The sequence below is a fragment of the Ectothiorhodospira sp. 9100 genome (assembly GCF_022227565.1).
In the GTDB taxonomy this organism is placed as follows: Bacteria; Pseudomonadota; Gammaproteobacteria; order Ectothiorhodospirales; family Ectothiorhodospiraceae; genus Ectothiorhodospira; species Ectothiorhodospira marina.
Window position 1 is genome coordinate 1 of the sequence record NZ_JAJNAN010000024.1, and the last position, 17,554, is coordinate 17,554.

12 protein-coding genes are annotated in these 17,554 nt (G+C 53.8%); 11 read left to right on the forward strand and 1 reads right to left on the reverse strand.

Going from position 1 to position 17,554, the window contains the following annotated elements; all coding sequences use genetic code 11:
• From LPW29_RS08960 to brxL, 11 genes are all read left to right on the forward strand, one after another.
• Nucleotides 1-1,514 (forward strand): hypothetical protein (locus LPW29_RS08960; protein ID WP_238627719.1); only part of this gene is annotated, 1,514 nt, incomplete at its 5' end.
• Between the two features lie 23 nt (nt 1,515-1,537).
• Nucleotides 1,538-3,208 carry an ATP-binding protein gene (locus LPW29_RS08965; protein ID WP_238627720.1) on the forward strand — a complete coding sequence of 557 codons (1,671 nt, stop codon included), beginning with the start codon at nt 1,538-1,540 and terminating at the stop codon, nt 3,206-3,208.
• A gap of 133 nt (nt 3,209-3,341) precedes the next feature.
• On the forward strand, nt 3,342-5,150 hold the full coding sequence (pglX, locus tag LPW29_RS08970; RefSeq protein ID WP_238627721.1) for a BREX-1 system adenine-specific DNA-methyltransferase PglX: 1,809 nt from the start codon (nt 3,342-3,344) through the stop codon (nt 5,148-5,150).
• 69 nt (nt 5,151-5,219) lie between these two features.
• A complete protein-coding gene (locus LPW29_RS08975) occupies nt 5,220-7,379 on the forward strand; it encodes a DEAD/DEAH box helicase (RefSeq protein WP_238627722.1) in 2,160 nt (719 codons plus the stop codon).
• Nucleotides 7,376-8,059 (forward strand): DUF2290 domain-containing protein, encoded by a 684-nt coding sequence (locus LPW29_RS08980; RefSeq protein ID WP_238627723.1) that lies wholly within the window; start codon nt 7,376-7,378, stop codon nt 8,057-8,059. The genes LPW29_RS08975 and LPW29_RS08980 overlap by 4 nt, the downstream gene beginning before the upstream one ends.
• Nucleotides 8,056-8,346: a hypothetical protein gene (locus LPW29_RS08985; protein ID WP_238627724.1), complete on the forward strand. Its 291-nt coding sequence runs from the start codon at nt 8,056-8,058 to the stop codon at nt 8,344-8,346. Before LPW29_RS08980 ends, LPW29_RS08985 begins: the two co-directional genes overlap by 4 nt.
• Nucleotides 8,339-10,087 carry a BREX-1 system adenine-specific DNA-methyltransferase PglX gene (pglX, locus tag LPW29_RS08990; protein ID WP_238627725.1) on the forward strand — a complete coding sequence of 583 codons (1,749 nt, stop codon included), beginning with the start codon at nt 8,339-8,341 and terminating at the stop codon, nt 10,085-10,087. The genes LPW29_RS08985 and pglX (LPW29_RS08990) overlap by 8 nt, the downstream gene beginning before the upstream one ends.
• A 13-nt stretch (nt 10,088-10,100) precedes the next feature.
• Nucleotides 10,101-11,213: an AAA family ATPase gene (locus tag LPW29_RS08995; RefSeq protein WP_238627726.1), complete on the forward strand. Its 1,113-nt coding sequence runs from the start codon at nt 10,101-10,103 to the stop codon at nt 11,211-11,213.
• Nucleotides 11,210-11,887 (forward strand): DUF4276 family protein, encoded by a 678-nt coding sequence (locus tag LPW29_RS09000; RefSeq protein WP_238627727.1) that lies wholly within the window; start codon nt 11,210-11,212, stop codon nt 11,885-11,887. The genes LPW29_RS08995 and LPW29_RS09000 overlap by 4 nt, the downstream gene beginning before the upstream one ends.
• Nucleotides 11,884-14,382 (forward strand): BREX-1 system phosphatase PglZ type A, encoded by a 2,499-nt coding sequence (pglZ, locus tag LPW29_RS09005; protein WP_238627728.1) that lies wholly within the window; start codon nt 11,884-11,886, stop codon nt 14,380-14,382. The genes LPW29_RS09000 and pglZ overlap by 4 nt, the downstream gene beginning before the upstream one ends.
• Before the next feature lie 12 nt (nt 14,383-14,394).
• Nucleotides 14,395-16,446, forward strand: a complete 2,052-nt coding sequence (brxL, locus tag LPW29_RS09010; protein WP_238627729.1) for a BREX system Lon protease-like protein BrxL — start codon at nt 14,395-14,397, stop codon at nt 16,444-16,446.
• Between the two features lie 119 nt (nt 16,447-16,565).
• On the opposite strand, the gene LPW29_RS09015 is transcribed toward brxL, so the two are convergent.
• Nucleotides 16,566-17,537 (reverse strand): hypothetical protein, encoded by a 972-nt coding sequence (locus LPW29_RS09015; RefSeq protein WP_238627730.1) that lies wholly within the window; start codon nt 17,535-17,537, stop codon nt 16,566-16,568.
• Between the last annotated feature and the right edge of the window lie 17 nt (nt 17,538-17,554).

The following is a 17,554-nucleotide window of genomic DNA, read 5'->3' on the forward strand; positions in this document are numbered from 1 at the left end:
ACAAGAGCTTTCAGAATCGTGAGCGCGAGGCCAGGCTCCGGCAACAGGTTCAAACCCTCATGGGCCAATCAAAACTGCTCATCGGGGGCGCAGATGTGGAAGTGACCAACGAGCACGCCCAGACGCGCATCATCCGAGGCTTCCATGAGCTGATCGCTCGGGCTTACCCCAACCTTCGCATGTTGCGCGGCGTTGCCTACACGGAAAAAGATATCAGCCATTGCCTCAATCGTTCAGATGAGGGTCTCTTTGGTAACGACACCACGGCCCTGGCGGAATCCGAGCAGGAGGTGCTGGCGTTCATTCAAAGCAACAACCGGGGCGGTGTCCGTACCACCCTGAAGAGTCTGCTGGAGAGATTCGAACGCAAACCCTATGGCTGGTACTATGCCGCGATTCTGTGCACCCTGGCCAACCTGTGCGCCCGTGGCAAGTTGGAGGTTCGCCTCGACGGGAACATCCTGGAAGGCGGCGAACTGGAGCGCGCCCTGCGCAACACCCACGGCCACGGCAACGTGGTGCTGGAGCCACAGATTGAGTTCACCGCCTCTCAGGTCCGGGCGCTCAAGTCGTTCTACGAGGACTTCTTCGATAGCCCGCCGCGCAGCAGCGAAGCCAAGGCCTTGGGTAAGGAGGCCGGCGAGGCTTTCCAGGAAATGGTCCAGGACCTGGATCGGCGCATAGCGCAGGTGGACCAGTACCCGTTCCTCAATGCCCTGCAACCTGCCCTGGAGTCGCTCAAAGACGTTGCCGGGAAGCCCTACACCTGGCACCTGACGGAATTGGGCAGGCAGGAAGATCAGCTGCTGGACCTGAAAGAGAATGTCATCGATCCCATTCGCAAGTTCATGGGCGGCTCACAAAAGGACATCTACAACCAGGCCCGGTCCTTCCTGCAGAGCCAGGAGCCCAACTTCATCTATGTGTCCGGGGACGAAATCGAGCAGATTCGCACCATCCTGAACGACCCCAATTGCTACAAGGGGAATCGCATTCAGCAGCTCAAGGGCCAGCTGGACAGCCTGCAGGCGCGCATCAATGAAAAGGTGCAGCAAACCCGGTCTCAGGCAGAAACGTCCCTGAAGACCATGCAGGAGCGCATGCAAACCATGGATGAATATCAATCCCTTCCGGAACCACGCCAGGATGAGCTCAACAAGCCGTTCCGGGATCTGTCCGATGACATCGGGCAGGAACGCCTGATTGCCGTGATCAAGGACCGGGCCCGGTACTTTGAAGAAGAGGGCTACCAGAAACTGCTGGGCAAAATGGTGGATATGGCCCGGCAGAAGTCTGCACCGGCGGGAAGTCCCGAACAGCCACAGGGTGGCGAGAGTGGCAGGCCGACTCATGAGGCCAAGGAATCGCCCGCCGACTACATTCACATGCGCAACCTCCAGGTTGCGTTTGACAAGGCCTGGTTGGCCGACGAAAACGACCTGGACCAGTACCTGAACGCTTTACGCGATGCCCTGCTGACTCAAATTCAGCAAGGCCTGAAGGTTCGAATCTAAGAGTGCCGACCCAGGGGATAGCCATGCAGGAAGCCGAACAGGAGATCCGGGCGCTCATTCGCGGCGGCGAAAACCTTGCCGTTGAGTTCAAGAGCGACGTCAAAAGCCTGCCTGACCGGGAACTGGTGGCCGCCGTGGTGGCCCTGGCCAACACCGAGGGCGGCGACCTGTTCCTGGGCGTTGAAGACGATGGCACACCGACCGGGCTGCATGCCAACCACCGTCACCTCACGGGCCTGCCCGCACTGATTGCCAATAAGACCATTCCATCACTGGCGGTGCGCGCCGAGGCCCTGGAACTGGAAGGGCAGCCCATTGCCAGAATTCACGTGCCCAAATCCCGGCAACTGGTATCCACCTCGGAAGGTCTTCTGCAACGTCGGCGCCTGAGAATGGACGGCACCCCGGAGGCCGTGCCCTTCTACCCCCATGAGTTTGTTCAACGGCAATCCAGCCTGGGCGTAACAGACCCCTCCGCCCTGCCGGTGGAAAACCTTGCGATTGAGGATCTGGATCCGATCCAGCGCATCCGCATCCGCAACGCCATCAAAAAATACGGTGGCGACCAGAGCCTGACCCCTCTGGCGGATGATGAGCTGGATGGCGCCCTGGGGCTGACGGTGAGCATAGGTGGCCAGCGCCACCCCACCGTGGCGGGCTTGTTACTGCTGGGGAACGAGACGCAGCTCCGGCAGCACCTGCCCTCCCACGAGGCAGCATTCCAGGTGCTGCGGGGCACGGATGTTTTGGTCAATGAGTTCTACCGCAAACCGCTGCTGGAGACCTTTGAAGAGATCGAGGTGCTATTCCGCGCCCGGGTCGAGGAAGAGGAGATTCAGGTCGGGCTGTTTCGCGTGCCCATCCCCAACTTCGACCGCCGGGCCTTCCGGGAAGCCTTCGTGAACGCCCTGGTGCACCGCGACTACAGCGCCCTGGGCGCCGTGCACGTCAAACTGGACGACGACGGCCTGAGCATCAGCAATCCGGGTGGTTTTGTGGAGGGCGTCAACCTGGACAACCTGTTGGTGGCCGATCCCCGCTCCCGCAACCCCCTGCTGGCCGACATCATCAAGCGCATCGGCCTGGCAGAACGCACAGGTCGGGGTATCGATCGCATCTTCGAGGGCATGCTCCGCTATGGGCGTACCGCACCCGACTACTCCATGTCATCAGCGCACACCGTCTCCGTGCGCATGAGCGCAGCGGAGGCCGACGCCGGGTTCCTGCGCATGATCGTCGAGCGCGAGGAACAGACCGGCGCCGCCATGCCCATCGACAGCCTGATCATCCTCTCCCGGCTGCGCAATGAGCGGCGCTTACGAACGGCGGATCTGGCCGGGTCTGTGCAAAAGCCCGAAACCGTGGTCCGGGGCACCCTGGAGAAACTGGTGGAGGCCGGCATGGTGCAAGCCCACGGCACCGGCAAGGGCCGTACCTACACCCTGAGCGCCAAGGTATACCAGGGGGCGGGACAGAAGGCGGCCTATGTGCGCCAGGCGGGGTTCGATCCTATCCAGCAGGAGCAGATGGTGATGAGCTTTATTGATACCCACGGCAGCATCAAACGTGCGGATGTCATGGAGCTTTGCCACCTCGATAGAAACCAGGCTTACCGGCTGCTAGCTAGAATGAAAGCCACCAAGCAAATCAAGCAAATGGGTGAGCAGAAAGGCGCTACTTATGAGCGTGTTTAAGCGCTTTGCTCGCAATATATGCCCCGCGAGCAAATATATGCTCCACGAGCATATGATATGCGCTCAACGCGGAAACGTACCGACAACACAGAGCGCCTGTCCTGCGTCCAAAAGCAATTCAGCAGGTTATTGAATGGAAACCGCAAAACTCAAAAAATTCGCCCAGCTCGCCCGCCGCAGCCTGATTGAGCAGGTCAGCGCCAAGCTCAAGCTGGTTCTGGCTGAAGAAAGCTCTGCCCGGCGAGAAAGCCCAGAGGCCGTCAAGAAGCTGGAAGCGGCGATCGCCAAACTGGGCCAAGAGCAGGTCATCGAGCGCGTGGCCTATATCTGGTTCAATCGCTTCTGCGCCCTGCGTTTTATGGACGTGAACCGATATAACCGCCTTGGTGTGGTCTCGCCCACCGACGGACAGTTTCAGCCCGAGATCCTGGCTGACGCCAAGATGGGCCATATCGATGAAGAGATGGTACGGGCAAACACCCGACAACGGGTCTTTGCCCTACTGGATGGCAAAATGCCCAGCCAGGATCCCCAGGGGGAAGCCTATCGCCTGTTGGTGGTAGCCGCCTGTAACCATTGGCACAGCGCCATGCCGTTCCTTTTCGAACGCATTGACGATTACACGGAGCTTCTCATGCCGGATGACCTGCTCTCCGGCAACTCTATTCTAGCCTACACCCGCGAGGCTATGACGCCGGGTGCCTGTGAGGATGTTGAGATAATTGGCTGGTTGTACCAGTTCTATATATCCGAAAAAAAGGATCAAGTCTTCGAGGCACTGAAGAAGAATCAGAAAATCACACCGGCCAATATCCCCGCCGCCACGCAGCTTTTCACGCCGCGCTGGATTGTGCGCTACCTGGTGGACAATTCGCTCGGCCGCTTGTGGATGCTTAACAGGCCAACTTCAGGGCTGATCCGTAAGCTTGAGTATTACATCCCTCCGGATGAAGCCGAAACCGATTTCTTGAAAATCAACAGCCCGGAAGAGCTCAGGGTTTGCGACCCAGCCTGCGGCTCCGGCCATATGCTGACCTATGCTTTCGATCTGCTCTACGCCATTTATGAAGAAGAAGGCTACGAGCCGTCCGAAATCCCCGAAAAGATTCTGACGCACAACCTTTACGGTATTGAGCTGGATGAACGGGCCGGCGAGCTGGCCGCCTTCGCTCTGACCATGAAAGCCCGAGCGCGTCAACGGCGTTTTTTAAACAAAGGTATCAATCCCAACATCTGTGTGTTGGAAAAAGTTAGCTTCACTCCGGATGAACTGGAGGAGTACATGAGCGCCGTGGGCCGCGACTTGTTCACCCAGGGCTTACGTGAAACCTTGCAACAGTTCGAGGAGGCTGACAACTTTGGCTCCCTGATCTCGCCCAAGCTTACCAACGTGACTGACGTGCTAGCCGAGCTGGAGACCAAGGGTCTAGGAAGCAATCTGTTCCTGGCCGATACGCACAGCAAAGTACTGAAAGTACTGCGTATGGCCGAAGCCTTGAGCCCGCGCTATGCCGTGGTCGTCGCCAACCCGCCCTATATGGGTGGCAAGGGCATGAATGGACGGCTTGGCGCCTGGGCCAAGGAGAACTACCCAAAGAGCAAGTCCGACCTGTTTGCGATGTTCATAGAGCGCAATCTGGATATGACGATGATTGGCGGTGCTGTCGCCATGATCACGATGCAGAGCTGGATGTTTCTGTCTTCCTTCGAGGCCTTGCGCGGCCGCATTCTCGATCAGCACACTATTTTGTCGATGGCCCACTTGGGGGCGCGAGCCTTTGACAGCATCGGCGGGGAAGTAGTCTCAACGACAGCTTTTGTACTCGAAAACGCGCACAAACCGCACTATCGAGGGGCTTATCTCCGGCTGGTCGATGGCAATTCGGAAGCCGAGAAGATGGCCATGATGGCGCAGACTATTGCGCAGGGTCAACCTGCATGACCAGCAGCTTATATCTCAAGCTTTTCATCCCCTTCAAGTGGTGTGCCAATAGAGAATCAGGAGACGACTATGGCAGGTAAATTGACAATTACGCGAGGTGCAAATAAGAAACCAGTCACGACTGACGTGCTGGAAAGAAGCCTTGAGGTTTTGCACAATTTAGATGGAGAAGCCTTCACTGGATACCCACTGATCGCAACACCTGATGGCAAGTACTCGATTGATGCCACGCTGGTGAGTCCCTCCAAAGGCATAGTGCTATTCGATCTGATCGAGGGAACAGAGGTCGGGGAATACACTGATCGTCAGGATGACTTGGCAAACAAGATCGAGGCGCGATTGAAATTGCATCGTGACTTGGTCAAAGGGCGCCAATTGCGGGTACCACTTTCGGTTATTTCCTTCGCGCCTGGTATCGACAACGTCGAGTCAGTTACATCATCTGAATACCCTCTTGTCAATGAGCATGGCCTTGCTAACGCATTGGATGCGCTCGAATGGCCTGAAAGCAACAATGATCTATATCGGATGGCGCTGTCGGCTATCGAAAGCCTCAGCAGTATTCGGAAGAGCCGTTCGAAGCGTGAGATTAATCGGGCTGATTCGCGTGGAGCGAAACTGAAGCAGCTGGAGGATTCCATCGCGACGCTCGATCATCGTCAGAACAAAGCAGTCATCGAAACGGTAGATGGTGTTCAGCGTATCCGGGGACTGGCTGGCTCAGGTAAGACCATAGTTTTGGCACTCAAGGCCGCTTATTTACACACACAGCACCCAGACTGGCGGATTGCAGTAACTTTTCATACCCGATCCCTCAAAGGTCAGTTCCGGCGCTTAATCAATAATTTTTGTATTGAGCAAGGCGGTGAAGAGCCGGATTGGACGAAGATACGAGTTGTCAACGCATGGGGTGCACCGGGAGGAGATGCCAGAGACGGAATTTACTACGAATATTGTCGGGCGACTGGAACGGAATTCCTAGATTTTAGAAGTGCATCCAGCCGCTTTGGAGGAAACGAGCACGCCTTCGATGGTGCCTGCCAGGCAGCATTGGAAAATGCTTCGAATGAAGCGGACCTCTACGATGCGTTTCTCGTGGATGAAGCACAAGACTTTGCGCCAAGCTTTCTAAAGCTTTGTTATGCTATGTTAAAATCACCAAAACGGTTGGTCTATGCATATGACGAGCTTCAGAACCTTTCTGGAATTTCCCTTCCGCCGCCAGAGATTATTTTTGGAGATAATAAGCGCGGGCAGCCATTGGTCACCTTCGGTGATGATCGAAGGCGAGATGTAATCCTGCAAAAATGCTATCGAAACTCGCGCCCGGTTCTGGTATCCGCTCACGGCCTTGGATTCGGTATATATCGGAATGCGCCGCACGACACTGAGACGGGTCTAGTTCAGATGTTTGATTACCCAGCGCTATGGGAAGAGATTGGCTACAAGGTTAAGGATGGCCAACTGGCGAAAGGGCAGCATATTGTATTGGAGCGCACTACAGAAACGAGCCCGCGGTTTCTGGAGGCGCATTCTGATACTGATGATCTTGTTCAATTCATTAAATTCGAAGATGAATCGGCGCAGAATGCATGGCTTTCTAAACAGATTCAGCACAATCTCCATAGAGATGAGCTCCGCCACGACGACATCATCGTGATTCACCCGGACCCTCGGACCGCTCGTGTTCGTATTGGCCCTATCCGTCAACGACTTTTTGAAGCAGGCGTTCAGAGTCATTTGGCGGGTGTGGATACCGATGCGGATGTGTTCTTCCGAACTGACACGCCATCCGTTACATTCACTGGAATATACCGTGCAAAAGGAAATGAGGGCGGCATGGTATATGTCATTAATGCCCAGGATTGTAATGGTTCCGGCCCAGGTCTAGCCAACCTTCGCAATCGACTTTTCACCGCCATCACCCGAAGCAAAGCTTGGGTTCGTGTCATAGGATATGGCCCCATGATGCAGAACTTAATCGACGAGTTTGAGGCTCTTAAGCAAAACGACTTCGTTCTAAATTTTACCTACCCTGACGACAGTCTATTAAGTAAATTGCGCATCGTTCACCGCGACTTATCACCGCAAGAAAGAAAACGCCTTGAGCATAGAAGGACCCAGCTTGCCGACCTTTTGGGGGATCTAGAGAGTGGTGAGCTACATCCTGAAGATCTCGATGAGGCGACTCGCGAGAAGCTCCGAAAGTTACTTGGGGGCGGCGAATGAAAGCACTGAATCCAAAAAGCGTAAAAGAGGATCTTGATAGCCTGATTTCTGAGTTGATCGGCAAAGGGATTTGCGATGACGCAAATTTCTCTGCGGTCCGATCATATAGAGACCAAGCAGACGTGACCTTTAGTGGCGCGGAACATATTTCCATTGCGCTAGACAATATCGAATATGCTGAGATTTACAGCGAACTTGCTGACAAGCGATCATACAACATGAAACTCATCGATGGTGCTCTTGTTCAATTAATGTATCGAATAAAAAATAAAGCGTTAATACAGCATCGACTTTCATTTTACCCATCGCCGAACTTACTTCCATTTCAAAACGATCCGAATTCATACATGCGAGACGATCTGTTTCTTGAGATTGTCCAGCGAAGAATTATTCCATTTCCTCTGCGTTTTGATTTTGATGCGCGAAATGGAGTGCATGCTGATGGAACTCATCCTAAAAGCCACCTTACATTGGGTGATGTGAAGAACTGTCGAATCCCAATATCAGCACCGTTAACACCTCGGTGGTTCATTGAGTTCATTCTTAGAAATTTTTATCAGACAGATCATCATGATTTTGTGAGAGATTTGCCACACCACAGAATTAAGCTACCAGCCTCTATCACTGCAAATGAGAAGAGCCTCATGCATATGGTTGTTCCGTATCAGGCGGCTCGATGAAAGTCATGCTTTCTAAACATCGTTTAGGGGGCTTTCCTTCGCTTCCCTCCCGTCATGCCACTCTCTTCGGCTGGGCACCGGAGTTATTGGTACTGGTGCAGATGAATCAACTTCCTGAGCACCATCGGCCGAAATCGTATGATCCTGATTTCTGGGCCGTGTGGTTAAGTCAGGATAGCGACATCGAGAAAGCTGAGCGCGAGGTGGATTTGAAGGCGAATGCGGGTAATTGGCATCAAGTCAACATATCAACTGAGGAGCGCAAACCGGAGGGAGGGGATGAGTAACAGACAGGCAGACGATACTAGTCAACCCACTGAGAACTCTCTCCTCCTCTTTCAAGCCTCTGCGGCGGACTTCAAGAAGATTCCAGGCAACCCAATCTCTTACTGGGTAAGTCAGCGTGCTGTAACTCTTTTTGCAAGTGGTAGGTATTTGAGTGACATCTCCTCACCTAGACAAGGGCTTGCAACGAGTGATGATCAACGGTTTCTTCGGCTATGGCATGAAGTTTCGATTAACGATTGCGCATTAACAACTTCTGAAGATAACAAAGAAGATCGTGCACTCAAGAAATGGATCCCTTTTGTAAAAGGGGGTGCCGTAAGGCGATGGTATGGAAATAACGAATTTATTATTAATTGGGAAAACGATGGTTCAGAGGTTAAAGAGCATGCGGAATCTCTGTATGGCTCTGTCACTCGAACTATAAAAAACATGCAGTTTTACTTCAAGGAAATGATTGCATGGTCACTCATATCTAGCGGTATGCCATCATTTCGTTGGCAGAACTCGGGCCAGATATTTGGCCATAAAGGGCCTGGATTGTTTTCTACATCTAACCTTGATCTGCGCAATGCTATTGGTTTTTTGAATAGTAAAGTTACTAGTTATCTTCTTTCATTTACTAGCCAGAGTTTGAGTTACGAAGTGGGAGCAATCCAGAAACTACCTGTCCTAGAGGCATTACCGGAAGTCGATTCCATAACGCTGATCGATATTGCAGCCAGAGATTGGGACTCCTATGAGAGTTCGTGGGATTTTTCTAATCTACCCCTGCTGGATACTGATTTCTGGCAGCCTAGTTTATACAGAACGTACCAAAAGTTCCGTTCTCACTGGCACAAAAGAACACAGGAAATGCAATGCTTGGAGGAAGAAAACAACCGCATCTTCATCGACGCCTACGGCCTGCAGGATGAGCTGACGTCCGATGTGCCGCTCAACGAGATCACCCTGACCTGCAACCCGCATTACCGCTACGGCAACGACAAGAGCGAGGAGGAGCTGGAGGCGCTGCTGCTGGCCGACACCATGCGCGAGCTGATCTCCTACGCCGTGGGCTGCATGTTTGGCCGCTACTCCCTGGACGAGCCGGGACTGATCCTGGCCAACCAGGGCGAGACCATCGAGGACTACCTCAAGCAGATCCCCGAACCCAGCTTCATGCCGGACGCCCAGAACGTGATCCCGATGATGGAGGGCGAGTGGTTCACGGACAATATCAATATCCGCTTCCGTGAGTTCCTGCGAACCACTTTTGGTGAAGCGCACTTCAAGGAAAACCTGGCCTTTGTGGAACAGGCACTGGGCAAGGATATCCGCAAATACTTCCTGAGGGACTTCTATAGCGACCATGTGCGTCGTTACAAAAAGCGCCCCATCTACTGGCTGTTCTCATCACCCAAGGGCTCATTCAATGCGCTGATCTACATGCACCGCTACCAACCCCATACCGTGGGCACGGTGCTGGAGTATCTGCGCGATTTCAAGGATGAGAAGCTGAAGGCCCGAAAGGACCACCTGGAAGCTGTCAGCATCAGTGCCGGGACCTCCCAGGGGGATAAGACCAGAGCCCTGAAAGAGATCGAGAAGATCAACAAGATCCTCGCCGAGCTGGACGACTACGAGCGGGATGTGCTCTACCCGCTGGCCACCGAGCAGGTGGAGATCGATCTCGATGACGGGGTGAAGGCCAATTATCCGAAATTTGGCGAAGCCTTGAAAAAGATTCCTGGCCTCTCATGAAGGAGGGCTACCCATGCAATTAAAGGAAATCGCCGTCAAGGGCTTTAAATCCATCAGCAACGAGGATGCTGCGCGTATTGCCTTTACCGATGTCACGGTGCTTTTGGGGGCGAATGGATCCGGGAAAAGCAACCTGATTTCACTGTTCCGGCTGCTGGGGTTCATGACCACCGGCGCACTACAGCAGTATGTTGGCAGGCAGGGTGTCCGCCAGTTGCTTTTCTACGGCCCAAAGGTGACCGAATCGCTGAGTTTCAGCGTGACACTGGAAGATGACAGCACCACTGACACCTACGATGTCAAGCTGTCCTACGGTTTACCGGATCGGCTGTTCGTGAGTGGTGAGCGGGTGAGCTATCACAAGGCCGATCACCCCAGGCCACAGGAATATTTTCTGCCCAGTGGTGGACCCGAGGCGGGTTTGGGGCAGGATGAACGACCCACCAGCAGGGTTCTGACCGGCCTCCTCAGAGGCATACAAACCTTTCAATTCCACGATACATCGGATACTGCTCGGGTCAAGGATCGAGTGTACGTGGATGATGTATCTTACCTGCGCAGCGATGGAGGCAACCTCGCAGCGTTTCTCAAGATGCTGAAGGAGTCGGAGAGCTATCGTCCGTACTACGACAGGATAGTCCGGCATATTCGTAAGATCATGCCGCAGTTCAACGACTTTGAACTGGATACGCTTCCTGGCAATGACCGTTTCGTGAGACTGAACTGGACTGATACCTGCCGCCAGGATTATCTCTTTGGACCGGATCAGATTTCAGACGGATCCTTGCGTTTCATGGCGCTGACCACGCTGCTCCTGCAGCCGCCCGCGTTACTACCAAAGGTCATCGTCCTGGATGAGCCGGAGCTAGGTCTTCATCCGGCCGCCACGCTTGAATTGGCTGGCATGATCAAGCGTGCTTCACAGAAAACGCAGATTGTCCTTGCCACCCAGTCCACACGACTGGTGGATGAGTTCCTGCCCGAGCAGATCGTTATCGTGGAACGGGATTCAAAGAGCGGTGCCAGCTCCTTCCACCGCCTGGAGTCGCAAGCTCTGGGCGAATGGCTGCAACGATACAGCCTCTCGGAGCTGTGGGAGAAAAATGTGCTGGGAGGGCAACCGTGATTCGACTGCATGTCACAGCGGAAGGCCAGACCGAGAAAGCCTTTATCGACCAGGTTCTGACACCCCATCTGGCGCGCTTTGGCGTCTATACCGACGCGCGGTGCGTGCTAACGAGCAAGGACAAGCGGGCATCCATGGAATACCGTGGCGGCCTGATCAGCTACCAGAAAGCAAAAGCCGACATTGAAACCTGGATGAAGGAAGACGCCCATCCGGAATGCTGGTTTACCAGCATGTTTGATTTATATGCCCTGCCAGCGGATTTTCCTGGATTTAACGAGGCAAGGCCACTGGCGCCTTATGAAAGGATAGAGCGGCTGGAAGTCTCTTTTGGCAATGACCTGGGTAAGCCACACTTCATTCCTTATATCCAGTTGCATGAATTTGAAAGCCTGATTCTTGCCGACCCGAGCAAGCTGGACTGGGAGTACCTGGAGCACGAGCAGCCGATTGGCAATCTGGTGAATATGGTCGGCACCAAAAACCCCGAACTCATCAACGATGGTCAGGAAACGGCACCATCGAAGCGGATTCTCAAGGAGATACCGGAATACGACAAGGTGACATCGGGGGTTTCGGTTGCGGCTCATATCGGCCTCGATACGCTGCGGGCCTCTTGTAAACACTTTGCTGAATGGGTGTCGCGCCTGGAGAAGCTCGGGGGTATGGAATGAGCCAGCAAATCAATCGGGCCCTGAGCAGGCTTTTCGATAAGCATCGCATCGTGTTCTGGTACGACACCAAGCAAGAGTTGCGCAGTGACTTCGAGGCGGTTTCCGTCCCGGACGTGGAGAAGCTTGAGATCGCCAACAATGAGTATGGTCTGAAATATCGTGTTCTGCGGGAGTCACCTGAACAGAAGTTCCTGCTGTACAAGGAGGGTCCAAAACCGGAGGACCTGGACAACTGGTTGCTGGACGTACAACTGGCCCACGGCGAGTTCAGGACCGACCAGGTGGCTATCTGGCTGTCCGAGCTGGAGCTGGGCCTGGAGTTTGCCGAGGTAGCGCAGGCTCACACGGAGTTTTTCCAGGCGATCAGGCGCAAGGAGGCGTTGAAGAAGTTGCTGAAGCCGGACGACACCGCCGGCCAGTTGCGCCTGAAGATGCTGGCCGTGTGTGCCGGTAGCGAACCCCGCATGGACTCGGTGGTGGAAACCCTGCTGCAGCAACTGGCAGAAGGGCGCGACGAAGGCGTTCGGCTGATCGAACGCTGTGGTCTGGATGGCTTTTTGTGGGAGCAACTGACCCGTTTCTACGGCTACGAGGCCAGTGAACCGAGCCTCCGGGACTTCGCGCTCGAGCTGTTCAAGTCCTGCTACGCCATGGGTACGGATGGTGAGGTCAAACTGACCGGCGACGCCCTGGTGTTCCTCAAGCGCTGGAAGGACAGCCGCCAGTTTGAGAAAGGGTTTGAAACCCTATCCGCCGAATGTGCCGAGGTGCTGGGCATTGAGCAGGATCTGGGCAGGCGGGACTTTCGGGATCTGGTTGAGCTGGATTACTTCCGGCTGATCGACCAGAAGATCATCAGTGATCTGGTGCGGGCGGTGGTGGGGCGCACGGTCACCAGCGGCGATGTGGCACTTTGGGTGCGTCAGCGGCGTCAGGGCCACTGGTATGGCGAGTTCCGCCACCTGTATGAAGCCATTGAGTTTGCGGCCCGCTTTGTCCAGATGCTGAGCGAGGCCAGCCTGACCATGGACAGCCTGACCGAAGGCGTTCAGCGATACAGCCGTACCTGGTTTCAGCTGGATCAGCTCTACCGCAAGTTCACCTACCATGTGCGCATGTCCGGCCAGGCCTCGTTGATGGGTGAACTCAGTGAGCGGGTGGAGAACCTGTACTCCAACAACTACCTGCTCAAGCTGGGTGATGCCTTTCAGATCCACGTGGACGCCGCGCCCGGCTGGGAGGCCTATCCGGTCGTTCAGCAGAAGGCCTTTTTCGAGCACTGGGTGCGCCCGTACCTGCGCAAGGACAAGCGGATCTGCGTGATCATTTCCGACGCCATGCGCTACGAGATCGGCGACGAGCTGCTGGGCCTTATCCGGCAGGAAGATCGCTACAGCGCCGAGCTTGAACCGGCACTCTCAACCCTGCCCAGCTACACCCAACTCGGCATGGCGGCGCTGCTGCCCAACAAGTCGCTGGCGATCGCCGACAACGATACCGGCACGGTACTGGTGGATGGCCAAAGCTCACAGGGCACGACCAACCGAACCAAAATCCTGCAGGCCGCCCTGGATGGGCGGGGCCAGGCCGTCAAGGCGGAAGACTTCATGCAGCTCAACCGGGAAGAGAGCCGGGAGCTGCTCAAGGGTCATGATGTGCTGTACATCTACCACAATCGCATCGATCACACCGGCGACAAGATGCACTCGGAGGGGCAGGCCTTTGAAGCCGCGGAACAAACCCTGGGCGACCTCATTCGTCTGATCAAGAAGCTCACGGCGGCCAATGCCAACAACCTGTTGATCACCGCTGATCATGGCTTTATTTACCAGGACCATGAGCTGGATGAGAGCGATTTCCTGGGTGACGCCGTTTCCGGCGAAGATGTCCGCTATCGGGATCGTCGTTTCGTGCTGGGTAAGGGACTGTCCACTTCTCCGGCCTTCCATCACTTCTCGTCTGAGCAACTTGGGCTGGATGGAGACATGGAGGTGCAAATTCCCAGGTCCATCAATCGGCTGCGCCTCAAGGGCTCCGGTAGCCGTTTCGTGCATGGAGGTGCCTGTCTGCAGGAAGTGGTGATACCGGTGCTGAAGGTCAACAAAAAACGCCAGAGTGATGTCAGCGCCGTTGAGGTGGATATCCTGCGTGGGGCCAGTTCGGTGATCACCTCTGGCCAACTGGCCGTCACCGTATATCAGTCCACGCCGGTGACGGAGAAGGTGCAGCCTCGCCACCTCCGGGCCGGGATTTACACCCAGTCAGGGGAGTTGATTTCGGATAGCCACGAGCTGTCGTTTGATCTGACCTCGGAGAATCCCCGCGAGCGGGAGTTTCAGGTGCGTTTTGTGCTCAGCCGCAAGGCGGATGAGGCCAATGGCCAGGAGGTCTTCCTGAAGCTGGAAGAGCAGCACGCCGGCACCTCCCACTACAAGGAATACAAGTCACTCAGGTACCTGATGCGGCGCTCCTTTACCAGCGATTTCGACTTCTGAGGGTTGTAGCTGATGAGTATGCTTGACCAAAAGATCAACGAGCACTTCCCCGGCCTGGTTGTGCGCAAGGATCTGGTAAAGACGGTCAAGGGTAATGCCATCGTCCCCTCGTATGTGCTGGAGTATCTGCTGGGTCAGTATTGCGCCACCAATGACGAGGCCACGATTCAGACTGGCATCGAAACGGTCAAGGAGATCCTGGCCAAGCACTATGTCCACCGGAATGAGGCCGGCCTGGTCCGGTCCAATATCAAGGAGAAGGGGCGCTATAAGGTTATCGACAAGATCAGCGTGGCCCTGAATGAGAAAACGGATGCCTATGAGGCGCGGTTTTCCAATCTGGGCATCAAGAAGGTATTGGTGGATTCAGGAACCGTGAAGGCCCACCCCAAGCTATTGGTCAGTGGCGTCTGGTGCATTGCGGACATCGAGTATGTCTTTTCTGAAGACCAGAACGTGAGCCCATGGATCCTGTCCGCCCTCAAGCCGATTCAGCTGTCGCACTTTGACTTCGATGCCTACGTGGCTGCACGGCAGCGATTCAGTACCGACGAATGGATTGACCTGCTGATACAAAGCATCGGCTTTAACCCGGAGATGTTCGGTCGGCGCAGCAAGCTAACGCAATTGGTCCGTTTAATACCGTTCTGCGAACGGAACTATAACCTGATTGAACTGGGCCCCAAGGGGACGGGCAAATCCCATGTTTACTCCGAGTTCTCGCCCCATGGGATTCTGGTATCCGGTGGTGAGGTCACCGTACCCAAGCTTTTCGTGAATAACTCCAGCGGAAAGATTGGGCTGGTGGGCTACTGGGATTGCGTGGCCTTCGACGAGTTCGCCGGTAAGCAAAAGCGGGTCGACAAGGCGCTGGTCGACATCATGAAGAACTACATGGCCAACAAGTCCTTTTCCCGGGGCGTGGAAACCCTGGGTGCCGAGGCTTCCATGGTGTTTGTTGGCAATACACGGCATACCGTCCCTTATATGCTGAGGCACTCGGACCTCTTCGAAGAGCTGGCGGACAAGTTCTACGATTCTGCATTTCTGGACCGCATCCATTATTATATCCCGGGATGGGAGGTCGACATCATCCGGGGCGAGATGTTCTCCCATGGCTATGGCTTTGTGGTGGACTACCTCGCGGAAATCCTGCGTTCGATGCGGAACCACGATTATTCTGACCAGTATCGGGAGCACTTTACCCTTTCTTCGGATATCTCGACCCGTGACCGCGATGGTATCCAGAAGACCTTTTCCGGGTTGATGAAGATCCTGTTCCCTCAGGGTGGAGCGACCCGGGAAGAAATTGAAGAACTGCTGCGGTTCGCCATTGAGGGTCGGAAACGGGTCAAGGATCAGTTACAACGGATTGATACCACCTATGTCAACGTACGATTTGCCTATGAGAATGAGCAAGGCAAGGAAACGCTGGTCACCACACTCGAGGAACAGGAGTACCCGGGTGACTACCACCAGACGGTATCCGACCGTGAAGATGAGGACATGGCACCCAATCCATCCATGGATGTGAACGATATCGAGGCAGCTTCCTCACGCACCTCTAGGCCCGTGCGGGAGGAAAAGCATCTGACCTTCCAGGAAAATCAGAAGGGTATATCATTCGACGGTTTGTTTGGCCCCTATCTGGACAGGGCCCGCAGGATCACCGTAACAGACCCATATATTCGACTTTTCTACCAGATCCGTAACTTCATGGAGTTTCTTGAGGCCGTGGTGAAAAACAAGGCTCGGGAGGATGAAGTGTCGGTGCACCTGGTCACGGTCCGGGATGAGTTCAAGGGTGATCTGCAAGACGAGAGTTTTGAAAAGATCCAGGAATCCGCTCGTACCGTGGGCATCGAATTCACCTGGGAGTTCGACGAAACCGGCAGTATTCACGCTCGCCATATCGTAACGGACCATGGCTGGAAGATATCGCTGGACAGGGGTCTGGATATCTTTCAGCACTACGAGATGAATGATGCCTTCGCGTTTGCCAACAGACTGCAGCAGTTTCGTTCCAGTAAAGCCTTTGAGGTCACCTTCATCAAGCAACCGTAGGGGCCGTCTGAACGCCGGGAAGCAGTGCTCAAGAAGCTGTTCCCGCCCAACAACCGGCCCATCTCCGAGGTAGCAATTGCATCATTTACCTTATTATTTTTGATAGCTAATCATTAAATTTAGCGAGAATTTTTCACGGACTCAGACTGAAGAGATATCTGCTTTATTCTGTTGTGCGTTTCAAAGCTAAATCCTGAGACCGTTACGATTTTGTCTCGCGGAAATGAGATGCAGTCTTGAGAAGACGTTGATCCAAGATCAAAGTCATATTTAGTGGTGAACACCGGCAACTTTTTCTCGTCACGGTATCCGGACATTACGGGTATAATTTGCACTGAGCTTGAGGTAATGCTCTCTTCATCTGGCTCAGGAAGTATTTTTGGAAGTCCGATATAGAATTTATCATTTTCAAGGGTGATGAGTGAGTAGTTTAGCTCTCTATACTGAAGAACTTTAAAGATTTCTTTCATTTTATTTCTGTCTTTTCTATCAATCTTTCCGTCAAGAATAGCCTGATAAACTTTCCCCCTTAATTTTCCAATATCTTCGTTGTATGCTATATCGCTGTCCGCCTGTTTTGCAATCATAAGGAGCTGGTATTCTATTGGTGACTTCGCGGCGTATAGCCTTTCTATGCTGCTGAATGTTAGCGCGTCCACGCGGATAGCTCTGGATATCGCTTTTGAAATATTGCTATTGCCACTGCTAATTTTATTTATGAACGTCGCCAATAACCATGAAATAGATATCGATGTAATTGAGATCGAGGCTATATCTAGAGAGACTTTTGTCTTTTCAGACTTTTCTAAGTGAAGAACATTACTCTCTTCTATAAGTTGAGATATAAATAAAAAAATATTGGTATTTGGGAATGGGGTAAAACCAGTCATATTTCCTACTAACAGGCCCAGCTTAGGAAGGGCAATGCCAAACAGAAAGAATATTGCTGCCACAATCATCATGCCATATGCGGCAGCCCGGATATAGAGAGACCATCCATGGTACAGGCTGATCCTTATTCTTTCTGAAGGCCAAGCTGTAATGTATAGATAGCCACATACTAAAATCGGGAATAAAAGAAGACCGATCAATTGCAGTTAGTTCCCAT